This is a genomic window from Pseudonocardia halophobica, from assembly GCF_050948485.1.
GTDB classification, from domain to species: Bacteria; Actinomycetota; Actinomycetes; order Mycobacteriales; family Pseudonocardiaceae; genus Pseudonocardia; species Pseudonocardia halophobica.
This window is the reverse complement of sequence record NZ_CP192046.1, coordinates 5,708,640-5,727,936: the sequence shown is the minus strand read 5'-3', so window position 1 is coordinate 5,727,936 and position 19,297 is coordinate 5,708,640. Positions and strand designations below refer to the sequence as shown.

Genomic DNA, 19,297 nt, shown 5'->3' with positions numbered 1-19,297 from the left:
GGCTCAGGCCAGGGTGATCTGGTCCCCGGACACCGTGACGTTCTGCGGCGTCAGGCCCCGGGTGGCCGGACCCTTCTGCACCTGGCCGTCGAGGCCGAAGGTGCTGCCGTGGCACGGGCAGACCAGCGCGGCGCCCTTCACCTCGGTCACGGCGCAGCCCTGGTGCGGGCAGGTCGACGAGAAGCCCTCGTAGGTGCCCGCCGTCGGCTGTGTGACGATCACCTTCTGGTCCGCGAACACGGCGGCGCTGCCCACCGGCACGCTCGAGGCCGGGCCCAGCACCCCTCCGGCGGGGGCCGAGGGCGCGGCACCCCCCGTCGTCGCACCGCTCCCGCCGCCGCTCGAGCCTCCGGACCCGCCGGAGCCGCCCGATCCGCCGGAGCAGCCGGCGGCCAGGAGCCCGATCCCGACGGCGGCGGCGCCGGCCCCGGCGACGGCGACGCGTCGCGAGACGGCCGGAGTGGTCGGTGCGGCGTCGGGATTGTCGGGCATCGGAGCTCCTCGGAAGGCTCGGCCGGCTTCGCGGTGGTGTGCGACACCCTGGCACGTCCCGGCTGAGACCGCGCTGTGCGACGGCGCAGTGCGACCGCGCCGTGCGACTGCGCCGTGCGACCACGACGAGCGCCCTCGCCGCCACGGCCGGGTGACGGTCTCGCTACCGTGGCGGCATGAGCCGAACCGTGCGCACCGCCTCCGGCATCCCCCTGCCGCAGCTGGAGATCCTGCTGGGCGGCGCGGGCTGGGTCGCGGGCTCGCTCGGCTTCGGCGCGGGCGGCGGGACGCTGGTGATGGCCGCGGGGCTGCTGGTCACGGGCTGGCTGTTCACCACGGTGCGTCGCCGCCAGGGCCTCGGCGCGCGCCTCGACCGGGGGCTGCGGGCGCGGGTGCTGCGGCTCGCCGTCGTGGTCGGGGTGGTGCTGGTCGTGGTGGGCGTCGGGCTGCCGCTGATCGGGCAGGGCTGGGGCGAGCTGACGGTGCCCGTCGGGGCCGTCGTGGTCGGGGCCGGTCTGTGCGCGCTGTCGTCGCTGCTCGGGGAGCGGTCGTTCGTCGCCGTCGGGGGTCTGCTGGTCGTGCTCGGCGCCGTCGGGGCGCTGCTCGCGCTGAACACCGGCGGCGCCGCCATGCCGCTCGGTGTGGTCGGCCTCGGTGGTGCCGTGGCGCTGTGGGTCGCCGGGGTGCGCCGCATCGGGCTGGTCGCGGAGCTGCGTGAGCGCGTCGGGCGCTGACCCGCTCACAGGGCGTCGCCGGTCACGGGCGGCCCGGGCCCGCGGGAGCGGATGGCACACTGGAAGAGCCATGTCGACTTCCCTGCCCCTGGTCTTCGACGCGCCGAAGCGCGCGACCCCGCCCCGTCACCTCGCCGACCTCGATCCCGCCGAGCGCAAGGCGGCGGTGACGGAGCTCGGCCTGCCCGGCTTCCGGGCCGACCAGCTGGCGCGGCACTACTTCGGCAGGCTGACCGCGGACCTCGGCGAGATGAGCGACCTGCCGGCCGCCGCCCGCGCGCAGCTCGGGGCACTGCTCCCACCGCTGGTCCGGACGGTCAAGGAGCAGGTCTGCGACGACGGGCAGACCCGCAAGACCCTCTGGAAGGGCCACGACGGCACGCTCGCCGAGTCCGTCCTCATGGGCTACCCGGACCGCGCGACCGTCTGCATCTCCAGCCAGGCCGGCTGCGGCATGGCCTGCCCCTTCTGCGCCACGGGCCAGGGCGGGCTGCAGCGCAACCTGTCCACCGCCGAGATCGTCGACCAGGTGCGGCAGGCCGCGCGCAAGGCGCAGGAGGGCGCACTGGGCGAGCCGCGGCGGCTGTCGAACATCGTGTTCATGGGCATGGGCGAACCGCTCGCGAACTACAAGCGGGTCGTCGCCGCGCTGCGCCGGATCACCGAGCCCGCCCCGAGCGGCCTCGGTATCTCCCCGCGCGGGGTCACCGTGTCGACCGTCGGGCTGGTCCCGGCCATCGACAAGCTCGCGCAGGAGGGGCTGCCGGTCACCCTGGCGATCTCCCTGCACACCCCGGACGACGAGCTGCGCGACACCCTCGTGCCCGTCAACAACCGCTGGAAGGTCGCCGAGGTCCTCGACGCCGGGCGGCGCTACGCGCAGACGACCGGGCGGCGGATCAGCATCGAGTACGCGCTGATCCGGGACGTGAACGACCAGCCCTGGCGCGCCGACCTGCTCGGCAAGCTCCTGCGCCAGCGGATCGGCACCAAGCGCGTGCACGTGAACCTCATCCCGCTGAACCCGACGCCGGGCAGCGAGTGGGACGCGAGCCCCAAGCCCGTCGAGCGCGAGTTCGTGCGCCGGGTGCAGGCCGCGGGCGTCTCCTGCACGGTCCGCGACACCCGCGGCCAGGAGATCGACGCCGCCTGCGGTCAGCTCGCCGCCACCGCCCGCACCTGACCGCATTCGGCCTTGGCGCACCCGAATGCACGAACGGCACTCTTGTGCGGACCTACCGCACAAGAGTGCCGTTCGTGCAGACCGGGCGAGGTTCCTGCAGCTCAGGGCGCGTGAGTGGCGATAGCTGCCACAGCGACTCTCGCCACTGCCAGGGTCAGACGCGCTCGCCGGTGGACGGGTCGAAGAGGTGCAGGTCCTCGCTGGTGGGTGTGAGGGCGATCTGGTCGCCCCGCCGCGCCCCGGACCGTCCGCTGGTCCGGACGACGACGGGGGTCTGCTCGCCGTCGTCGAGGTGGGCGTAGAGGAAGGCGTCGCTCCCCAGCTCCTCGACGACGTCGACCTGCGCCTTCACCCCCGACCCGTTCCCGTCGGCCCCGACGCTCCACTGCTCCGGCCGGATCCCGAGCTGCACGGTCGACAGCCCGGCGTCGGAGATCCGGGACCGCAGGGACCGCGGGAGCGCCAGCTCCGACGACCCCATCCGCACGCCCTGTTCGCTCACCGGCAGCGTGAACAGGTTCATCGCGGGCGAGCCGATGAACCCGGCCACGAACGCGTTGGCCGGCTGGTCGTAGAGCTCCGCGGGCGTGGCGAACTGCTGCAGCTCGCCGTCCTTGAGCAGCGCCACCCGGTCGCCCATCGTCATGGCCTCGACCTGGTCGTGGGTGACGTAGACGGTGGTGACGCCGAGCCGGCGCTGCATCGCGGCGATCTCGGTGCGGGTGGACACGCGCATCTTCGCGTCGAGGTTGGACAGCGGCTCGTCCATGAGGAAGACCTGCGGCTCCCGGACGATCGCGCGCCCCATCGCGACGCGCTGCCGCTGGCCGCCGGACAGCGCCCGCGGCTTGCGGTCGAGGTACTCCGACAGCCCGAGGATCTCCGCGGCAGCGCGCACCTTCGAGGCCCGCTCCTCCTTGGGCACCCCGCGCATCTTCAACGGGAACGCCATGTTCTCGCCGACGGTCTTGTTCGGGTACAGCGCGTAGTTCTGGAACACCATGGCGATGTCCCGGTCCCGCGACGGCACCCCGACCATGTTGCGGCCGCCGATGCGGATCTGGCCGCCGTCGATCTCCTCGAGGCCGGCCAGCATGCGCAGGGCGGTGGACTTGCCGGAACCGGACGGGCCGACCAGGACGACGAACTCGCCGTCGGAGATCTCCAGGTCCAGCCGGTTGACGGCGGGCTTGGCCCCGGCGGTGTAGATCCGGGACGCCTGGTCGAACTCGACTTCAGCCACGACGGGCCTCCTTCACTGGACTGGCCCCGGTCACTTCACGGCTCCGAAGGAGAGGCCCTGGACGAGCTTGTTCTGGGCGATCCACCCGGCGATGACGACGGGCAGCGCGGCGAGGGTGGCCGCGGCGCACAGCTTGGCGAAGTACAGCCCCTCGGAGGTGATGAACCCGACGAGGAACACCGGCACGGTCGCGGCCCGCGCCGCGGTGAGGTTGACGGCGAAGAAGAACTCGTTCCACGCGAAGATCACGCAGATCAGCGCGGTGGCCGCCATGCCGGGGGAGATGACCGGGAGCACGACCTCGCGCAGCGACCGCGCGAGCGAGGCCCCGTCCATGCTCGCCGCCTCCAGGAGCTCCTTCGGGACCTCCTGGAAGAACGACCGCATCATCCACACGGCGATCGGCAGGTTCATGGCCGTGTAGAGGATGATCAGCGTCCAGATGTTGTCGAGCATCCCGACGTTGTTGACGACGACGTAGATCGGCACGATCGCCGCCACGACCGGGAGCATCTTCGTGGAGATGAAGAAGAACAGGACGTCCTGGACCTTCTTCACCGGGCGCAGCGACACCGCGAACGCCGCGGGCGTGGCCAGCGCCAGCACCAGGATCGTCGAGACGACCGTGGCGAACAGCGAGTTCAGCAGGTACGGGCCGATGCCGGCGTCGAACACCGTGCGGAACTGCTCCAGCGTCGGCGTGAAGAACAGCTTCGGCGGCGACGTGTACGCGTCGGCCTCCTGCTTGAAGGCCGTGAGGACCATCCAGAGGATCGGGAAGAAGAACCCGATGCCGACGATCCAGGCCAGCACGGTCAGCAGGCTCGAGCCGACCTTGCCCTTCTTCGCAGGGGCGAGCTCCTCCGTGCGCGCGGCGGGCGCACGTTCGGTGGTGGGGGCGGCCATCACGTCTCCTCTCCTCCGGAGAAGCTGCGGAAGATCAACCGCAGGGCGAACGTGGCGACGATGATCGTGGCGACCACGACGACCACGCCCATCGCGGCGGACTGTCCGATGTCGAAGCCCAGGAACGCGCGCTGGTAGATGTAGAAGGGCAGGTTCGCGCTGGCGGTGCCCGGGCCGCCCTGGGTCATCATGTAGATGGCGTCGAAGGTGTTGATCAGGTAGATCGCGCCGAGCACGATGCCCAGCTCGATGAACCGACGCAGGTGCGGGATCGTCACCTCGCGGAAGACGCCCCAGGCGTTGGCGCCGTCCACCCGGGCCGCCTCCAGCACGTCGTGCGGCTGGCTCTGCAGGCCCGCGAGGATCAGCAGCATCATGAACGGCGTCCACTGCCAGACCAGGGCGATCATCACCGAGGTCAGCGGGAACGTCGAGATCCAGTCCGTGTCGCCCGCGCCGAAGGGCGAGAGCACGAAGTTGATCAGACCGTAGGTCGGGTCGAACAGGACCGTCTTCCACAGCAGCGCGGCCGCGACCGGCGTGATGAGGAACGGCGTGATCAGCAGCGTGCGGATGAACCCCCGGCCGAAGAAGGCCCGGTCCAGGAGCAGGGCGAACAGCAGCCCCAGGAGCAGCGAGAACAGCACGGCGCCCGCGGTGAGCAGCACCGTGTTGAGGGCGACCTGGCGGAACTGGCTGTCCGTGAACACCAGGATGTAGTTGTCCACGCCCACGAACTGCCGGCTGCCCGGGCGCACCAGGTTCCAGGACTGCAGCGAGTAGTAGATCGTGAACAGGAACGGCAGCTGCGTGACGATGATCGTGAAGACCAGCGCCGGCAGCAGCGGGGCGCGGCGGATCCACCCGTCGGCCCGCGATCCCGGTCCGCGGTCCGGCCGGCGGGGCGTGAGCTCCGCGGGCCGTTCGGCGGTGACGGTCATTGTCCGGCCCCCTGTCGCTGGTAGGACTCGCCGACGGTCTCGGCGTAGACCTGGGCCTGGTCGAGCGCCTCGTCGGTCGTCTGCTGGCCGGCGATGGCCGCCGACAGCTGCTGGCTGACCCGCGTGCCCAGGTCCTGGAACTCGGGGATCGCGAGGAACTGCACGCCGGTGTAGGGCACCGGCTCGACGGTCGGGTTCTTCTGGTCGGCCGCCGCGATGGCGTCGAGCGTCTGCTGCGCGTAGGCCTTCGACGCCTCGACGTACTCGGGGATCTGGTAGGTCGACTGCCGGGCGCCGGGCGGCACGTGCTCCCACCCGAGCTGCTGACCGACCATCGGTCCGTACTCCTTGCTCGTCATCCAGGACAGGAACTTCCAGGTGTCCTCGGTGCTGCCCTTCTCGTCCGAGGTCTTCGGGATGGCGAGCGACCAGGTGTAGAGCCAGCCCGAGTCGGGCTTCTGGACGATCGGCGCCGGCGCGTAGCCGACCTTGCCGGCGACCCGGCTCTCGTCCGGGTTCTCGACGATGCCCGCGGCGACCGTGGCGTCGTACCACATGGCCGCGTTGCCCTGGCTGAACTGCGTGCCGCACTCGCTGAACCCGCTGGTCGCGGCGCCGGGCTCGCCGTACTGGCGGACCAGGTCGACGTAGAAGTTCGCGGCCTGGCGGAACTGCGGCGAGGTGAGCTGGGCGTTCCACTGCGGGTCGTACCAGCGCGCGCCGAAGGTGTTGGCGACGGTGTCGAAGGGCGCCATGACCTCGCCCCAGCCGGGCTTGCCGCGCAGGCAGATCCCCGACATGCCGGTGTCCGGGTTGTCGAGCTTCTGGGCCGCGGCGGCGATCTCCTGCCACGTCGGCTGCGCCGGCATCGTGATCCCGGCCTGCTCGAAGAGGTCCTTGCGGTACATCAGGAAGGACGACTCGCCGTAGAACGGGACCGAGTACATGTGCCCGTCGGGGCCGGAGAGGGCCTCGCGGACGGCGGGGATGAAGTCGTTCTCGTCGTAGCCCGGGCTGCGGGCCATCAGCGGGTCGAGGTCGACGAGCCAGCCGTTGGCGGCCCACTGCGGCGTCTCGTAGTTCGAGATCATGACCGCGTCGAACTCGCCGCCGCCGGTCGCGACCGACGCCGTGATCTTGGCGCGGGCCTCGTTCTCGGACAGGCTCACGAACTTCAGCCGGATGCCGGGGTTCTCGGCCTCGAACTGCGGCGAGAGCTGGATGGCGTCCTGCATCTGCGGGTTGGACACGATCGCGATCGTGATCGTGCGCTGGCCGTCGCCCCCGCCGCCGAGGTCACCGGCGCCCGCGCAGCCGGAGAGGGCGAGCGCGAGTGCGGCGAGCAGGGCGAGGGGCCCCGACCGGGCGAGCCGGAGACGGCCCGGGGTGCGACGGGGCGGTCGGTCGGATCTCCTGTGCGGTGGGGCCACGATGCCCTCCTGATCGGTCGCCGTCGTCAGCCCTGTCGCGGCGGGCGGCCCGTGGACCGTCCCGGTGCACCGCGGCGGAACCGACTGTCTTCGCGGGCTCGCTGTCGCGCAGACCCCGCACCGGACGTGTTCCATGTCACGACGGAAGCACGGTAAGCGGAAGTTAAGCGCTTGCGCAACCGCTTACGTCGTATGGTTCCATGCATCGGGTGACGCGGCTCACGCTGAACGGGTCGTCCGGGCCCGGGGCCGGTGGAGCGGGAGGTGCGCGTGGCGACGATGGCCGACGTGGCGCGGCTGGCCGGGGTGTCGATCGCGACGGTGTCGCACGTCCTCAACGGGACCCGCGCCGTCCGCCCCGAAACCCGTGCCCTGGTGCTCGATGCCGTCCGCGCCGCCGACTACACCCCCAACTCCGTGGCGCAGTCGCTCGCCACCGCCCGCACCACCACGATCGGGCTCGCGCTCTCGGCGATCTCCAACCCGTTCCTCGGCGAGCTGATCCACGCGATCGAGGCCGAGGCCGCCCGGCAGGGCTACACGCTGCTGCTCGTCGACCCGCACGAGGACCCCGACTACGAGGACACCGTGATCCGACGGCTGCACGCCCGCCGGGTCGACGGGGTGCTGTTCGCGCCCTCCGCCCGGCCGGGGGAGGCGCTGAAGTACCTGGCGGCCCGCGGCGTGCCGACCGTGCTCGTCGACCGGCTGATCGACGACCGGATGGACCAGGTCGGCAGCGAGAACGTCGAGGCCGTCGCGGGGCTCGTCGGCCACCTCGCCGGGCGCGGGCACAGCCGCGTCGCGCTGGTGGCGGGCCACCCCGGGCTGCAGACGACGGTCGAGCGGATCGAGGGCTACCGGCTCGGGCTGCGCCGCGCGGGCCTCGAGCAGGACCCTCGGCTGCTGGTCGACGGGCACTCGGCCGAGGAGCCCGCCCGGGTCGCCGTGCACGCCCTGCTCGCCACGGCCCGCCCGCCCACGGCGGTGATCACCGGCAACAACTCGATGACGATCGGGGCGATGCAGGCGTTCCGGGAGGCGGGGGTCGACGTGCCGCGCGACGTCGCGCTGGCCTGCTTCGACGACTTCCCCTGGGCGGACCTCTTCGCCCCGCGGCTCACCGTCGTCGCGCAGCCCTTCGCGGAGATGGGCCGGGAGGCGGTGCGGCTGCTGCTGCGCCGCATGGCCGACCCCACCGCCGAGCCCGTGACCACCCGGCTCACCCCCCGGTTCGTGCACCGCGACTCGTGCGGCTGCCCGTGAGCGGCAACTGCCCCGGGAGGGCAGTCACCACGCACGACCTCGGGTGAGCTGCGGGAACGCATCCCACCGGCAGGGGAGTCCGCTCGCCTCCGTCGGCGTCGCACGCCACACTGGACGGCGTGGACCTGCCCGTGATGCCGCCCGTCGCGCCGATGCTGGCCAAGCCCGTCAAGGACATCCCGCCCGGTCAGCTGTACGAGCCGAAGTGGGACGGCTTCCGGTCGATCGTCTTCCGCGACGGCGACGAGATCGAGATCGGCAGCCGCAACGAGCGGCCGATGACCCGGTACTTCCCCGAGGTCGTCGAGGCGGTGCGGGCGAACTTCCCGGAGCGCGCGGTGATCGACGGCGAGATCGTCGTGGCCGACACCGGGCGCAACACCCTCGACTTCGAGGCCCTCCAGCAGCGTGTGCACCCCGCGGCGAGCCGGGTGAAGCTGCTGTCCGAGCAGACCCCGGCCAGCTTCATCGCGTTCGACCTGCTCGCGATCGGCGACGAGGACCTCACCGAGGAGCCCTTCGAGGTGCGGCGCGCCCGGCTGGAGGAGGCGCTCGCGAAGGCGCAGCCGCCGGTCCACATCACCCCGCTGACCCGCGACACCGACGAGGCGCGCCGCTGGTTCGAGCAGTTCGAGGGCGCGGGGCTCGACGGGCTGATCGCCAAGACGCCCGACCAGACCTACCAGCCCGACAAGCGGGTGATGACCAAGATCAAGCACGAGCGCACCTGCGACTGCGTGGTCGCCGGCTACCGGGTGCACAAGTCCGGGCCCGACGCGATCGGCTCGCTCCTGCTCGGGCTGTTCGACGACCGGGGCGTGCTCGCGTCCGTCGGCGTGGTCGGGGCGTTCCCGATGGCGACCCGGCGGTCGCTGTTCACCGAGCTCCAGCCGCTGGTCACGGAGTTCGAGGGGCACCCCTGGAACTGGGCGGCGCACCTGGACGGGGAGCGGACCCCGCGCAAGAACGAGACCAGCCGGTGGAACGCGGGCAAGGACCTGTCGTTCACCCCGCTGCGGCCCGAGCGGGTCGTCGAGGTCCGCTACGACTACATGGAGGGCACGCGCTTCCGGCACACCGCCCAGTTCGTCCGCTGGCGGCCCGACCGGGAGCCGGGGTCGTGCACCTACGAGCAGCTCGAGCGGCCCGTCTCCTTCGACCTCGCCGAGGTGCTGTCGAGCGGCTGATCCGGCGCGCCCCGGCGTCGCCGCTGGTCAGCCTGACGGGGAGAGGGCATCCTTGATCCCGTGGACACCGCCCACGACCGGCCCGGACACGTGCACGGGCCCGGCTGCGACCACTCGGCCGACAAGCCGATCGGCTGGTGGCTCAAACACGTCGACCGGCTGATCGAGTCGTCGCTCGACCGGACCCTCGCCGGCGAGGGGATCGGCCGCCGCCACTGGCAGACGCTCAACGCGATCGCCGGCGGCGCCGACACCGTCGCCGCGCTCGACTCGTCCCTGGCGCCCTTCCGCGGCACCGGGCCCGAGATCCGCATGGTGCTCGACCAGCTGCGGGCCAAGGGCTGGGTGCAGGAGGCGGCCGGACGCGTCACGATCACCCCCGCGGGCGCCGCCGCCCGCGGCCGGTTGGTCGCCGCGGTCCGAGACCACCGCGCGCGGATCACCGACGGCATCAGCGACGACGAGTACCGCGCCACGGTCGCGGTCCTGCGGCGGATGGCCCGCAACCTCTCCTGACGGGCCGGACCCGCCCGAACGGGCCCTTCCGCCCGGGTCCGGGTGCGCACCCTCCCGCCTGCGGCGATGATGAGCCCATGGCGATGCCGACCGCGGCCGAACTGGAGGCCGCACGGGAGCGCCTGCTCCCGGACGTCCTGCCGGGACCGGACGACCCGGCCCTGCGGGTGCTCTTCTGCGGCATCAACCCGGGGCTCGTCTCGGCGGCCACGGGACACCACTTCGCCCGCCCCGGCAACCGCTTCTGGCCGGTGCTGCACGACTCCGGGTTCACGCCCCGGCTGCTGCGCCCGGACGAGCAGGGCGAGCTGCCGGGCTGGGGCCTCGGCATCACCAACATGGCCGCCCGGCCCACCGCCCGGGCGGACGAGCTGACCGACGCCGAGCTGCTCGAGGGCGGCGAGGTGCTGCGCGCGCTGGTGGAGCGGCTGCGCCCGAGCTGGCTCGCCGTCGTCGGGATGGGGGCCTACCGTACGGCCTTCGCCGATCGCGGCGCCCTCGTCGGGGCGCAGGAACCCGCGCTCGGCGCCACTCGGATCTGGGTGCTGCCCAACCCCAGCGGTCTCAACGCCCACTGGTCGCGCGCCACGCTCACCGAGGAGTTCGCGCGGCTGCGGGCCGCAGCCTTCTGACACCGCAGGTCACCGGGGGTCGTGCGTGGCAAGTGCCCCCCCAGGGGCAGTCGCCGCTCACAGGTCGTCGAGGTCCGGAACGTCCGTCCCCGAGTCGCGCGCGTCCCGGTCCGCCCACTCCAGCAGCGGCTCGATGCGGAAGGCGTCGTCGTCGATGCCGGCGTGCAGGTCGCCGAGCTCGGCGAACCGGGCCGGGACGGTGGCGATGGTGAAGTCCCCGGGCTCGGCCGAGTCGATCTCGTCCCACCGGATCGGCGTGGACACCCGGCCCTCCGGGGTGCCGCGCACCGAGTAGGCCGAGGCGATGGTGTGGTCGCGGGCGTTCTGGTTGTAGTCGACGAAGATCGACTTCGGGTCGCGGTCCTTGCGCCACCAGCTCAGGTCGACGATCGAGCAGCGCCGCTCCACCTCGCGGGCGAACGCGTGCGCGGCCCGGCGCACCTCGGCGAACCCGTGCTCCGGCGGGATCCGCACGTAGACGTGCATCCCCTTGCCGCCCGACGTCTTGGGATAGCCCGTGGCGCCCAGCTCGTCGAGGACCTCACGGGCGACGTGCGCGACCCGCCGGACGTCGGCGTACGACGCGTCGGGCATCGGGTCGAGGTCGATGCGCCACTCGTCCGGCGACTCGGTGTCGGCGGCGCGGGAGTTCCAGGGGTGGAACTCGACCGTGGACATCTGCACGGCCCACACGACGTCCGCGGGGTGGGTCACGCACAGCTCGTCCGCGTGCCGGTTGTAGCGGGGGAAGTGCACGCGCACGGTGCGGACCCAGTCCGGCGCGCCGCGCGGCAGGCGCTTCTGGTGCACCTTCTCGCCGTCCGTGCCGGTGGGGAAGCGGTGCAGCATGCAGGGCCGCTCACGGAGGGCGCGAACGATGCCGTCGCCGACGGCGAGGTAGTAGCGGGCGAGGTCCAGCTTGGTCTCGCCCCGGGCGGCGAAGTACACGCGCTCGGGACTGGAGAGCCGGACCGTGCGGTCCCCGACCTCCAGCTCGACCGCGTCCCCCGCCACCGGGCCGGCCCGGTGGCTCAGCGCCGCCAGTCGTTGCGCTTGCGGATCGTCCCGATGATCACGGCCAGCAGGATCACCACGGCGGGCACGACGGCGTAGAGGATCTCCGTCCAGCTCGCGTGGTGGCCGATCAGGATCAGGCACAGCAGGATCGCGACGACGACACCGGCCGTCGGGATGGCCTTCGGGAAGGTGCCGTGCCAGCCCCACTCGGCCGAGGGCTCGTCCGCGGGGTCGACCTTCGCCAGCTCGCGGGAGCTGCTCGCCATGAGTTCCTCCTGTGTCCGCGTGCGCACGTGTCGTGCGGGCCTCATCGTCGCACAACACCGCGCCGGGGATGATGGGCGGTGATGAACGCGAACCCGCCGCGGTCGGTGCTGGTCCTGGGCTCGACCGGCTCGATCGGGACCCAGGCCCTGGAGGTCGTCGAGAAGGCGGCCGGCCGGTTCACCGTGGCCGGCCTCGCCGCGGGCGGCGGCGACGTCGGGCTGCTCGCGTCGCAGGTCGAGGCCACCGGGGTGGGCCGTGTCGCCGTCGCCGACCCGGCGGCCGCGGCCCGGCTGCGTGAGGAGCTGGGTCGGGCGGGAAACGGTACGGTCGAGGTGCTCGACGGGCCGGGCGCGGCCGCCGAGCTGGTGGAGTCCACCCCGGCCGACGTCGTGCTCAACGGCATCACCGGATCGCGTGGCCTCGGGCCCACCCTCGCCGCCCTGCGCTCGGGGGCGGTGCTCGCGCTGGCCAACAAGGAGTCGCTGGTCGCCGGCGGGCCGCTGGTGCTCGACGCCGCGGCTCCGGGGCAGCTCGTGCCCGTCGACTCCGAGCACTCCGCGCTGGCGCAGTGCCTGCGCGGGGGCAGCCGGGAGGAGGTCGCCCGGCTGGTGCTCACGGCGTCGGGCGGGCCGTTCCGCGGGCGCCCGCGCGCCGACCTCGAGCACGTGTCCGTCGAGGACGCCCTCAAGCACCCGACCTGGGACATGGGCCCGGTCGTCACGATCAACTCGGCCACGCTCGTCAACAAGGGCCTCGAGCTGATCGAGGCGCACCTGCTCTTCGACGTGCCCTACGACCGGATCGACGTCGTGGTGCACCCGCAGTCGATCGTGCACTCCATGGTCACGTTCGCCGACGGCGCCACGATCGCCCAGGCCAGCCCGCCGGACATGCGGCTGCCGATCGCGCTCGCGCTCGGCTGGCCGGACCGGGTGCCCGGCGCGGCCCCGCAGTGCACCTGGGACACCGCGCAGAGCTGGACCTTCGAGCCGCTCGACCACGAGGCCTTCCCGGGTGTGCGGCTGGCCCGCGCGGCGGGGGAGGCCGGCGGGTGCCTGCCCGCGGTGTTCAACGCGGCCAACGAGGAGCTGGTCGCGGCCTTCGTGGCCGGCCGGATCGGCTACCCGGACATCACCGACGAGCTGGAGCGCGTGCTGCAGGCCGCGGACGCCTGGACGGGTGACCCCGCTACCGTGGCGGACGTTCTGGAAGCGGAGCAGTGGGCGCGGGCCCACGCACAGGAGAGAGTGCTGTGACCATCCTCTGGACGATCGTCGGGATCGTCGTCTTCTTCCTGGGCATCCTGTTCTCGGTCGCCTGGCACGAGCTCGGCCACTTCGCCACGGCGAAGTGGTTCGGGATCAAGGTGCCCGAGTTCTTCGTCGGGTTCGGCAGGACGGTCTGGTCGCGCAAGGTCGGGGAGACCGAGTTCGGCGTGAAGGCCGTCCCGCTCGGCGGCTACGTCCGGATGATCGGCATGCTCCCGCCCGCCAAGGGCGAGGTGTACGGGCGCAGCCGGCGCACCGGTCCGTTCCAGGGGCTGATCGACGACGCCCGGCAGGCCTCCATGGCCGACGTCGGGCCGGAGGACGCGGACCGGCAGTTCTACACCCGCCGCCCGTGGAAGCGGATCATCGTGATGGCCGCCGGGCCGATCATGAACCTGATCCTCGCGGTCGTGCTGTTCGCGATCGTGCTGATGGGCTTCGGGCAGATGACCTCCACGCTCACCGTGAGCACGGTCAGCCAGTGCGTCCTGCCCGCCACGGCCACGCAGACCGACACGTGCCCGCCGAACGCGCCGCTCACCCCAGCCGCGGCCGCGGGATTCCAGGCCGGCGACCGGATCGTGTCGTTCGACGGGCAGCCGTTCGAGCGGTGGGAGGACCTGCAGGCCGCGATCCGCAAGGCGAGCGGCACCGTCACCGTCGTCGTCGACCGGGGCGGGCAGCAGGTCACGCTGACCCCGACGCTCATCACCACCGAGCTGCCGGACCTCGACGACCCGGAGAAGACCGAGCAGGCCAGCTTCCTCGGCCTCTCGCCGTTGCGCGAGATCCAGCGCCAGGGGATCGACGCCGTCGGCACCACGATGGTCGACATCGTGGGCCAGGTGGGGCAGAAGCTCGTCGAGATGCCGCAGCGCGTGCCGAACCTGTTCGGCGCGGTCTTCCTCGGCGAGGAGCGCGACCAGGACTCGCCGGTCGGGATCGTCGGCGCCTCCCGGATCGGCGGTCAGATCCTCGCCAGCGACGCCCCGCCGGGCCAGGAGATCTCCGCGTTCCTGTCGCTGCTGGCGTTGGTCAACATCTCGCTGTTCCTGTTCAACCTGCTGCCGATCCCGCCGCTCGACGGCGGCCAGATCTTCCCGGCCATCTGGGAGGCGATCCGGCGGCGGCTGGCGATGCTGCGCGGCAAGCCCGACCCCGGACCGGTCGACGCGGCCAAGCTCATGCCGGTGGCCATGACCGTCGCGCTGATCTTCATCGGCTGGAGCGCGCTGGTCTTCGTCGCGGACGTCATCAACCCGGTCCGGCTGAGCTGAGACCGCGATCACCGGCGATACTGGACCGGTGATCGTGCTGTGACCCGGAACGGAGCCCGCCCCCTCGCCGTCTTCGACATCGACGGAGTCCTGGCCGACGTCACGCACCGCCTGCACCACCTGCGTGCCCGGCCGCAGCGCTGGGAGCGGTTCTTCGCAGCGGCGGACGTCGACCCGTTGCTCGAGGAGGGCGCCGACAGGCTGCGGGCCGCCCAGTCCGACCACGACGTCGTCTACCTGACCGGGCGGCCGGAGCGGAACCGGCGGCTCACCGAGCGCTGGCTCGCCGGGCACGGCCTGCCCACCGGCCCGCTCTTCATGCGGGAGGACGACGACTACCGGCCGGCCCGGCTGATGAAGCGCGAGGTCCTGCGCCTGCTCTCCGACCGCCGTGAGATCGCCTCCGTGATCGACGACGACCCCGCCGTCGTCCGGATGCTGGAGGCGGACGGCTGGCCGGTCGAGCTGGCCACCTGGCTGCCGCACTCGTCGACGCTGCAGGACGCCCAGGAGGCCAAGGGCCGCACGTGATCCTGCCGCACCGCGACAGGGGTGAACGGCAGCTGACGGATCCGGGTCACACGATCCGGGCGGCCGAAGAGGCGCATACTGGGGGTCGTGAGCGTCTCCCTGGGCATGCCCTCGACCCCCGCTCCCACCCTGGCGCCGCGCCGTCCGACGCGGCAGCTGATGGTCGGGACGGTCGGGGTCGGCAGCGAGCACCCCATCTCGGTGCAGTCGATGACCACCACCCTGACCTCCGACGTCAACTCCACCCTGCAGCAGATCGCCGAGCTGACCGCCGCGGGCTGCGACATCGTGCGCGTCGCCTGCCCGAGCCAGGACGACGCCGACGCGCTGCCGGCGATCGCCCGCAAGGCACAGATCCCGGTGATCGCGGACATCCACTTCCAGCCGAAGTACGTCTTCGCCGCGATCGAGGCCGGCTGCGCGGCCGTGCGCGTGAACCCGGGCAACATCCGGAAGTTCGACGACCAGGTCAAGGAGATCGCGAAGGCCGCCAAGGACCACGGCACCCCGATCCGGATCGGCGTCAACGCGGGCTCGCTGGACAAGCGGCTGCTGCAGAAGTACGGCAAGGCCACCCCGGAGGCGCTGGCCGAGTCGGCGATGTGGGAGGCGAGCCTGTTCGCCGAGCACGACTTCCACGACATCAAGATCTCGGTCAAGCACAACGACCCGGTCGTCATGGTCCGGGCCTACGAGCTGCTGGCCGAGCAGTGCGACTACCCGCTGCACCTCGGCGTCACCGAGGCCGGCCCGGAGTTCCAGGGCACGATCAAGTCCGCCGTCGCGTTCGGCGCGCTGCTCTCGCGCGGCATCGGCGACACCATCCGCGTGTCGCTGTCGGCCCCGCCGGTGCAGGAGGTCAAGGTCGGCCGGCAGATCCTCGAGTCGCTGAACCTCAAGCCGCGCCGCCTGGAGATCGTCTCCTGCCCCTCGTGCGGGCGCGCCCAGGTGGACGTCTACAAGCTGGCCGACGAGGTCACCGCGGGGCTCACCGGCATGGAGGTGCCGCTGCGCGTCGCCGTCATGGGCTGCGTGGTCAACGGCCCGGGCGAGGCCCGCGAGGCCGACCTCGGCGTGGCGTCGGGCAACGGCAAGGGCCAGATCTTCGTCAAGGGCGAGGTCATCAAGACCGTGCCCGAGCACGCCATCGTCGAGACCCTGATCGAGGAGGCGATGAAGATCGCCGAGACGATGGAGGAGGGCGCCGGCGAGCCGTCGGTGACCGTGGGGTGAGCGCCGGATGAACGTCCTGCGGGGCGGGGGTGACCGTGCCGGTGATCGGACCGGTGATCCTGGCGTAGGCAGCACGCCCCGCGTGTGGCACCGTAGAGGGGTGCTGAGGGTCGCCGGGGCTCGGTTGCTCGATGATCGGGACCGCGGAGGCGTCCGCGCTGCCCTGGAGGCCGACCCGGTGGCGTCGTGCATGGTCGCGGCGCGGGTCGAGGCGGCCGGGCTCGACCCCTGGCGGCTCGGCGGTGAGATCTGGGCCTCGGGCTCCCGGCTCGAGGGCCTCTGCTTCTCCGGTGCCAACCTCGTCCCGCTGCGCGGGCAGCGCGGGGCCATCCGCGCCTTCGCCGACCGCGCCCGCCGGCACGGCCGCTCCTGCTCGTCGCTCGTCGGGCGCGCCGAGCTCGTCCTGCCGCTGTGGGAGGAGCTCGCCCCGAGCTGGGCGCCGGCCCGCGAGGTGCGCGCCGACCAGCCGCTGATGGTCCTGGCCGGCTTGCCGCGGATCGCGCCGGACCCGCTGGTCCGCCCGGTCCGACCGGAGGAGATCGACCGGTACCTGCCGGCCGCGATCGCGATGTTCACCGAGGAGGTCGGCGTCGACCCCCGGGCAGGCGACGGTGGTGCGGGCTACCGCGCGCGTGTCTCCGAGCTGATCTCCGCGGGCCGGGCGTTCGCCCGCTTCGACGAGAACGGTGAGGTCGTGTTCAAGGCCGAGATCGGTGCGATGTCCGCGCGGGTCGGGCAGATCCAGGGCGTGTGGGTGCACCCGGCGCGCCGCGGCGAGGGCCTCGGCACGGTCGGCACCGCGGCCGTGGTCGAGCGGCTCACCGCGCTCGGCCGGATCTCCAGCCTCTACGTCAACGGCTTCAACACGCCCGCCCGCCGCACCTACGACCGGATCGGGTTCACGCAGGTCGCGAGCTTCGCCACGGTGCTGTTCTAGCCGCCGGATCGCATTATGGAACCATAATGCGATTTCGGGGGGTATCTGCGCGCGTTATGGAACCATAATGCGCTGGGGTGGCCTCGGAAAACGCGTTATGGAGCCATAATGCATACTCGTCCGGTGCCCCGACCCGCCCGGATCCCGGCCCTCCTGCTCGCGCTGGCGACGGTGCTCGCGACGGCCGGGTGCGGCCTGTTCGGCGACAGCGGCCCGCAGGACACCGTCGACGCCTACGTGCAGGCCTGGACCGGGGGCGACGACGCCGGGGCCGCCGCGCAGACGGACGACGCCGCGGCCGCCCGCGAGCTCCTCGGCTCGGTCCGCACCGCGCTGAAGCCGGCCGCGATCAGCGCGGAGGTCGCGCAGGTCCGCACGGCGGGTCAGCGGTCGTCGGCCTCGGTGAACGTGACCTGGGACCTCGGGCAGGACCGGCGCTGGAGCTACCTCGCCCAGCTGGACCTGCAGCCGGCTCCGGACGCGCAGACCGGCTGGCGGATCCACTGGGTGCCCGGCGCGGTGCACCCGGACCTGCAGACGGGGCAGGCCCTCGCGCTGCGCTCGACCAGCCCGGACCCGGCCCCGGTGACCGACCGCAACGGCACGCCCCTGCTCGCGCCGACGACCGTCGTCACGATCCTGCTGGACCGCAGGGCGACCGGCGACCTCAACGCCGTGACCGGGACGCTCGCGAGGGCCCTCGGCCCGCTCGACCGCGAGATCACCCAGCAGTCGATCACCGACGGCGCGGCGCGCACGCCCGACGGGCAGGCCTACACCGTCGCGGTGCTGCGCGAGACGGACTACCAGACCGTCCGCGGGGAGATCTACGACCTGCCCGGGGTGCGGTTCACCTCGTCCTCGCGGCTGCTGGCGCCCGACGCCGACTTCGCCTCCCAGGTGCTGCCCGGCGTACGGACCGAGGTCGCGGCGCAGGTCAACGGGAAGGACGGCTGGTCCGTCGACGCCGTCGACAGCACCGGGGCCACGCAGAAGACGCTGACCGAGCAGCCCGTCACGCCCGGCACGACCGCGCAGGTCAGCCTGGACCGCACCATCCAGGCCGCCGCCGAGGACGCCGCTGACACGCTGCCGCAGCAGGTCGCGATCGTGGCGGTCCAGCCGTCGACCGGCGACGTCCTCGCCGCGGCGCAGAACGCCGCCGCCGACCAGGCCGGGGCCATCTCGTTCACCGGCCGGTACCCGCCGGGCTCCACGTTCAAGATCGTGACCGCCAACGCGGCGCTGCAGAACCTCGGCGTCACGTCGACGACGCCGGAGCCCTGTCCCGGCACGACCTCGATCGGCGGCCGGGTGGTGCCGAACGAGGACGAGTTCGTGCTGGGCACGGTTCCTCTGCAGCAGGCCTTCGCCCGCTCCTGCAACACGACCTTCGCCACCCTCGCCTCCCAGCTGGCCCCCGACGCGTTGCCCACCGCCGGGCTGCAGCTCGGGTTCGGGGCGGACTACACGGTGCCCGGGCTCACCACGGTGACCGGCAACGTCCCGCCGGCCGACGACCTCGTCCAGCGCGCCGAGGACGGCTTCGGCCAGGGGCTGGTCGTCGCCACGCCCTTCGGCATGGCCCTGGTGGCGGCGACCGTCGCGCACGGCGCCCCGGTCGTCCCCCAGCTGATCCGCGACCGGCCCACCGCCACGGTCACCGCCGCGACGCAGCCGGACGCAGCCGCGCTCGAGCAGCTGCGCCCGATGATGCGGCAGGTCGTCACGGGGGGCACCGCCACCGGCTTGCGCGGGTCCGGCGAGGTGTACGGCAAGACCGGCACCGCCGAGTACAGCCAGAACGGGACGAACCGGGCGCACGGGTGGTTCGTGGGCTACCGCGGCGACCTCGCCTTCGCCGTGCTGGTCGTCGACGGCGGCTCCTCGGGCCCGGCGGTCGGAATCGCCCAGCGCTTCCTGGCGGGTCTGCAGGGGTCGTGATCAGCGGTTGCGTGCGGCTGTGGCGGTGCGGGGCGCCCTGGCTGCGCGCAATTGACGATCATGCTGGCGCTAGTTGCTGGGTCGTGTGCGGGTGGGGTCGTGCCGTGGCGCTGCGGCCGTGGCGGTTCGGGCGCGTGATCGGCGGTTTGGTGCGGGCATGGCGGTGCGCAGCGCCGTGACTGCACCTGTTCGACGATCGTGGCGGCGTTGATCGCCGGTTGCGTGCGGCTGTGGCAGTGCGGGGCGCCCTGGCTGCACGCGGTCGGCGATCATGCCCGTGTTGCTCGCTGGTC

Annotated in this window: 19 protein-coding genes; 12 read left to right on the top strand and 7 right to left on the bottom strand. The window is 72.6% G+C overall.

Annotated elements, in window-relative coordinates; translation table 11 throughout:
• Positions 1-3: 3 nt before the first annotated feature.
• Entirely contained in the window at positions 4-492 is a 489-nt protein-coding gene (locus tag ACQP04_RS27150) for a Rieske (2Fe-2S) protein (protein WP_433503389.1), read from the bottom strand.
• 176 nt (positions 493-668) lie between these two features.
• Here ACQP04_RS27150 and ACQP04_RS27145 point away from each other — a divergent pair, with 176 nt between their 5' ends.
• Positions 669-1,226, top strand: a complete 558-nt coding sequence (locus tag ACQP04_RS27145) for a hypothetical protein (protein ID WP_433503388.1) — start codon at positions 669-671, stop codon at positions 1,224-1,226.
• Between the two features lie 70 nt (positions 1,227-1,296).
• Positions 1,297-2,409: a 23S rRNA (adenine(2503)-C(2))-methyltransferase RlmN gene (rlmN, locus tag ACQP04_RS27140; protein WP_037046998.1), complete on the top strand. Its 1,113-nt coding sequence runs from the start codon at positions 1,297-1,299 to the stop codon at positions 2,407-2,409.
• Positions 2,410-2,563: 154 nt separating this feature from the next.
• On the opposite strand, the gene ACQP04_RS27135 is transcribed toward rlmN, so the two are convergent.
• From ACQP04_RS27135 to ACQP04_RS27120, 4 genes are read right to left on the bottom strand one after another with little or no spacing between them, the layout of a single operon-like run.
• On the bottom strand, positions 2,564-3,652 hold the full coding sequence (locus ACQP04_RS27135; RefSeq protein ID WP_433503387.1) for an ABC transporter ATP-binding protein: 1,089 nt from the start codon (positions 3,650-3,652) through the stop codon (positions 2,564-2,566).
• Between the two features lie 30 nt (positions 3,653-3,682).
• A complete protein-coding gene (locus ACQP04_RS27130) occupies positions 3,683-4,558 on the bottom strand; it encodes a carbohydrate ABC transporter permease (RefSeq protein ID WP_433503386.1) in 876 nt (291 codons plus the stop codon).
• Entirely contained in the window at positions 4,558-5,499 is a 942-nt protein-coding gene (locus ACQP04_RS27125) for a carbohydrate ABC transporter permease (RefSeq protein ID WP_433503385.1), read from the bottom strand. The genes ACQP04_RS27130 and ACQP04_RS27125 overlap by 1 nt, the downstream gene beginning before the upstream one ends.
• The gene (locus tag ACQP04_RS27120; protein ID WP_433508444.1) at positions 5,496-6,845 is read right to left on the bottom strand and encodes an ABC transporter substrate-binding protein; all 1,350 of its coding nucleotides are present in this window, start codon (positions 6,843-6,845) and stop codon (positions 5,496-5,498) included. Before ACQP04_RS27120 ends, ACQP04_RS27125 begins: the two co-directional genes overlap by 4 nt.
• Before the next feature lie 363 nt (positions 6,846-7,208).
• Between ACQP04_RS27120 and ACQP04_RS27115 the strand changes: the two genes are divergently transcribed.
• The 4 genes from ACQP04_RS27115 (at position 7,209) to mug (ending at position 10,530) form a co-directional block, all read left to right on the top strand.
• Positions 7,209-8,195, top strand: a complete 987-nt coding sequence (locus ACQP04_RS27115; RefSeq protein WP_433508443.1) for a LacI family DNA-binding transcriptional regulator — start codon at positions 7,209-7,211, stop codon at positions 8,193-8,195.
• A gap of 119 nt (positions 8,196-8,314) precedes the next feature.
• The gene (locus tag ACQP04_RS27110) at positions 8,315-9,382 is read left to right on the top strand and encodes an ATP-dependent DNA ligase (RefSeq protein ID WP_433503384.1); all 1,068 of its coding nucleotides are present in this window, start codon (positions 8,315-8,317) and stop codon (positions 9,380-9,382) included.
• Positions 9,383-9,442: 60 nt separating this feature from the next.
• The gene (locus ACQP04_RS27105; protein WP_433503383.1) at positions 9,443-9,898 is read left to right on the top strand and encodes a MarR family winged helix-turn-helix transcriptional regulator; all 456 of its coding nucleotides are present in this window, start codon (positions 9,443-9,445) and stop codon (positions 9,896-9,898) included.
• Between the two features lie 77 nt (positions 9,899-9,975).
• Positions 9,976-10,530, top strand: a complete 555-nt coding sequence (gene mug / locus ACQP04_RS27100; RefSeq protein ID WP_433503382.1) for a G/U mismatch-specific DNA glycosylase — start codon at positions 9,976-9,978, stop codon at positions 10,528-10,530.
• A gap of 57 nt (positions 10,531-10,587) precedes the next feature.
• Here the strand turns inward: mug and ligD are convergent, their stop codons facing one another.
• Positions 10,588-11,544, bottom strand: coding sequence for a non-homologous end-joining DNA ligase (gene ligD / locus ACQP04_RS27095; protein ID WP_037047009.1), 957 nt, complete (start codon positions 11,542-11,544; stop codon positions 10,588-10,590).
• A 17-nt stretch (positions 11,545-11,561) separates the two neighbouring features.
• The gene (locus tag ACQP04_RS27090; protein ID WP_433503381.1) at positions 11,562-11,813 is read right to left on the bottom strand and encodes a DUF2631 domain-containing protein; all 252 of its coding nucleotides are present in this window, start codon (positions 11,811-11,813) and stop codon (positions 11,562-11,564) included.
• 81 nt (positions 11,814-11,894) lie between these two features.
• Here ACQP04_RS27090 and dxr point away from each other — a divergent pair, with 81 nt between their 5' ends.
• From dxr to ACQP04_RS27060, 6 genes are all read left to right on the top strand, one after another.
• A complete protein-coding gene (dxr, locus tag ACQP04_RS27085; RefSeq protein ID WP_433503380.1) occupies positions 11,895-13,070 on the top strand; it encodes a 1-deoxy-D-xylulose-5-phosphate reductoisomerase in 1,176 nt (391 codons plus the stop codon).
• Positions 13,067-14,359, top strand: a complete 1,293-nt coding sequence (locus ACQP04_RS27080) for a M50 family metallopeptidase (RefSeq protein WP_433503379.1) — start codon at positions 13,067-13,069, stop codon at positions 14,357-14,359. The genes dxr and ACQP04_RS27080 overlap by 4 nt, the downstream gene beginning before the upstream one ends.
• Positions 14,360-14,398: 39 nt before the next feature.
• Positions 14,399-14,890 carry a hypothetical protein gene (locus ACQP04_RS27075; protein ID WP_433503378.1) on the top strand — a complete coding sequence of 164 codons (492 nt, stop codon included), beginning with the start codon at positions 14,399-14,401 and terminating at the stop codon, positions 14,888-14,890.
• Positions 14,891-14,977: 87 nt separating this feature from the next.
• Positions 14,978-16,123, top strand: coding sequence for a flavodoxin-dependent (E)-4-hydroxy-3-methylbut-2-enyl-diphosphate synthase (gene ispG, locus ACQP04_RS27070; RefSeq protein WP_037047015.1), 1,146 nt, complete (start codon positions 14,978-14,980; stop codon positions 16,121-16,123).
• 100 nt (positions 16,124-16,223) lie between these two features.
• On the top strand, positions 16,224-17,060 hold the full coding sequence (locus ACQP04_RS27065) for a GNAT family N-acetyltransferase (protein WP_433503377.1): 837 nt from the start codon (positions 16,224-16,226) through the stop codon (positions 17,058-17,060).
• A gap of 123 nt (positions 17,061-17,183) precedes the next feature.
• Complete coding sequence (locus tag ACQP04_RS27060; RefSeq protein ID WP_433503376.1) at positions 17,184-19,004, top strand: penicillin-binding transpeptidase domain-containing protein; 1,821 nt, start codon at positions 17,184-17,186, stop codon at positions 19,002-19,004.
• The last annotated feature ends 293 nt before the right edge of the window (positions 19,005-19,297 follow it).

Coding starts and splice junctions, on each gene's coding strand:
- ACQP04_RS27150 (WP_433503389.1), bottom strand. CDS start 492: ATGCCCGACAATCCCGACGCCGCACCGACCACTCCGGCCGTCTCGCGA.
- ACQP04_RS27145 (WP_433503388.1), top strand. CDS start 669: ATGAGCCGAACCGTGCGCACCGCCTCCGGCATCCCCCTGCCGCAGCTG.
- rlmN (WP_037046998.1), top strand. CDS start 1,297: ATGTCGACTTCCCTGCCCCTGGTCTTCGACGCGCCGAAGCGCGCGACC.
- ACQP04_RS27130 (WP_433503386.1), bottom strand. CDS start 4,558: ATGGCCGCCCCCACCACCGAACGTGCGCCCGCCGCGCGCACGGAGGAG.
- ACQP04_RS27125 (WP_433503385.1), bottom strand. CDS start 5,499: ATGACCGTCACCGCCGAACGGCCCGCGGAGCTCACGCCCCGCCGGCCG.
- ACQP04_RS27115 (WP_433508443.1), top strand. CDS start 7,209: ATGGCCGACGTGGCGCGGCTGGCCGGGGTGTCGATCGCGACGGTGTCG.
- mug (WP_433503382.1), top strand. CDS start 9,976: ATGGCGATGCCGACCGCGGCCGAACTGGAGGCCGCACGGGAGCGCCTG.
- ACQP04_RS27090 (WP_433503381.1), bottom strand. CDS start 11,813: ATGGCGAGCAGCTCCCGCGAGCTGGCGAAGGTCGACCCCGCGGACGAG.
- dxr (WP_433503380.1), top strand. CDS start 11,895: ATGAACGCGAACCCGCCGCGGTCGGTGCTGGTCCTGGGCTCGACCGGC.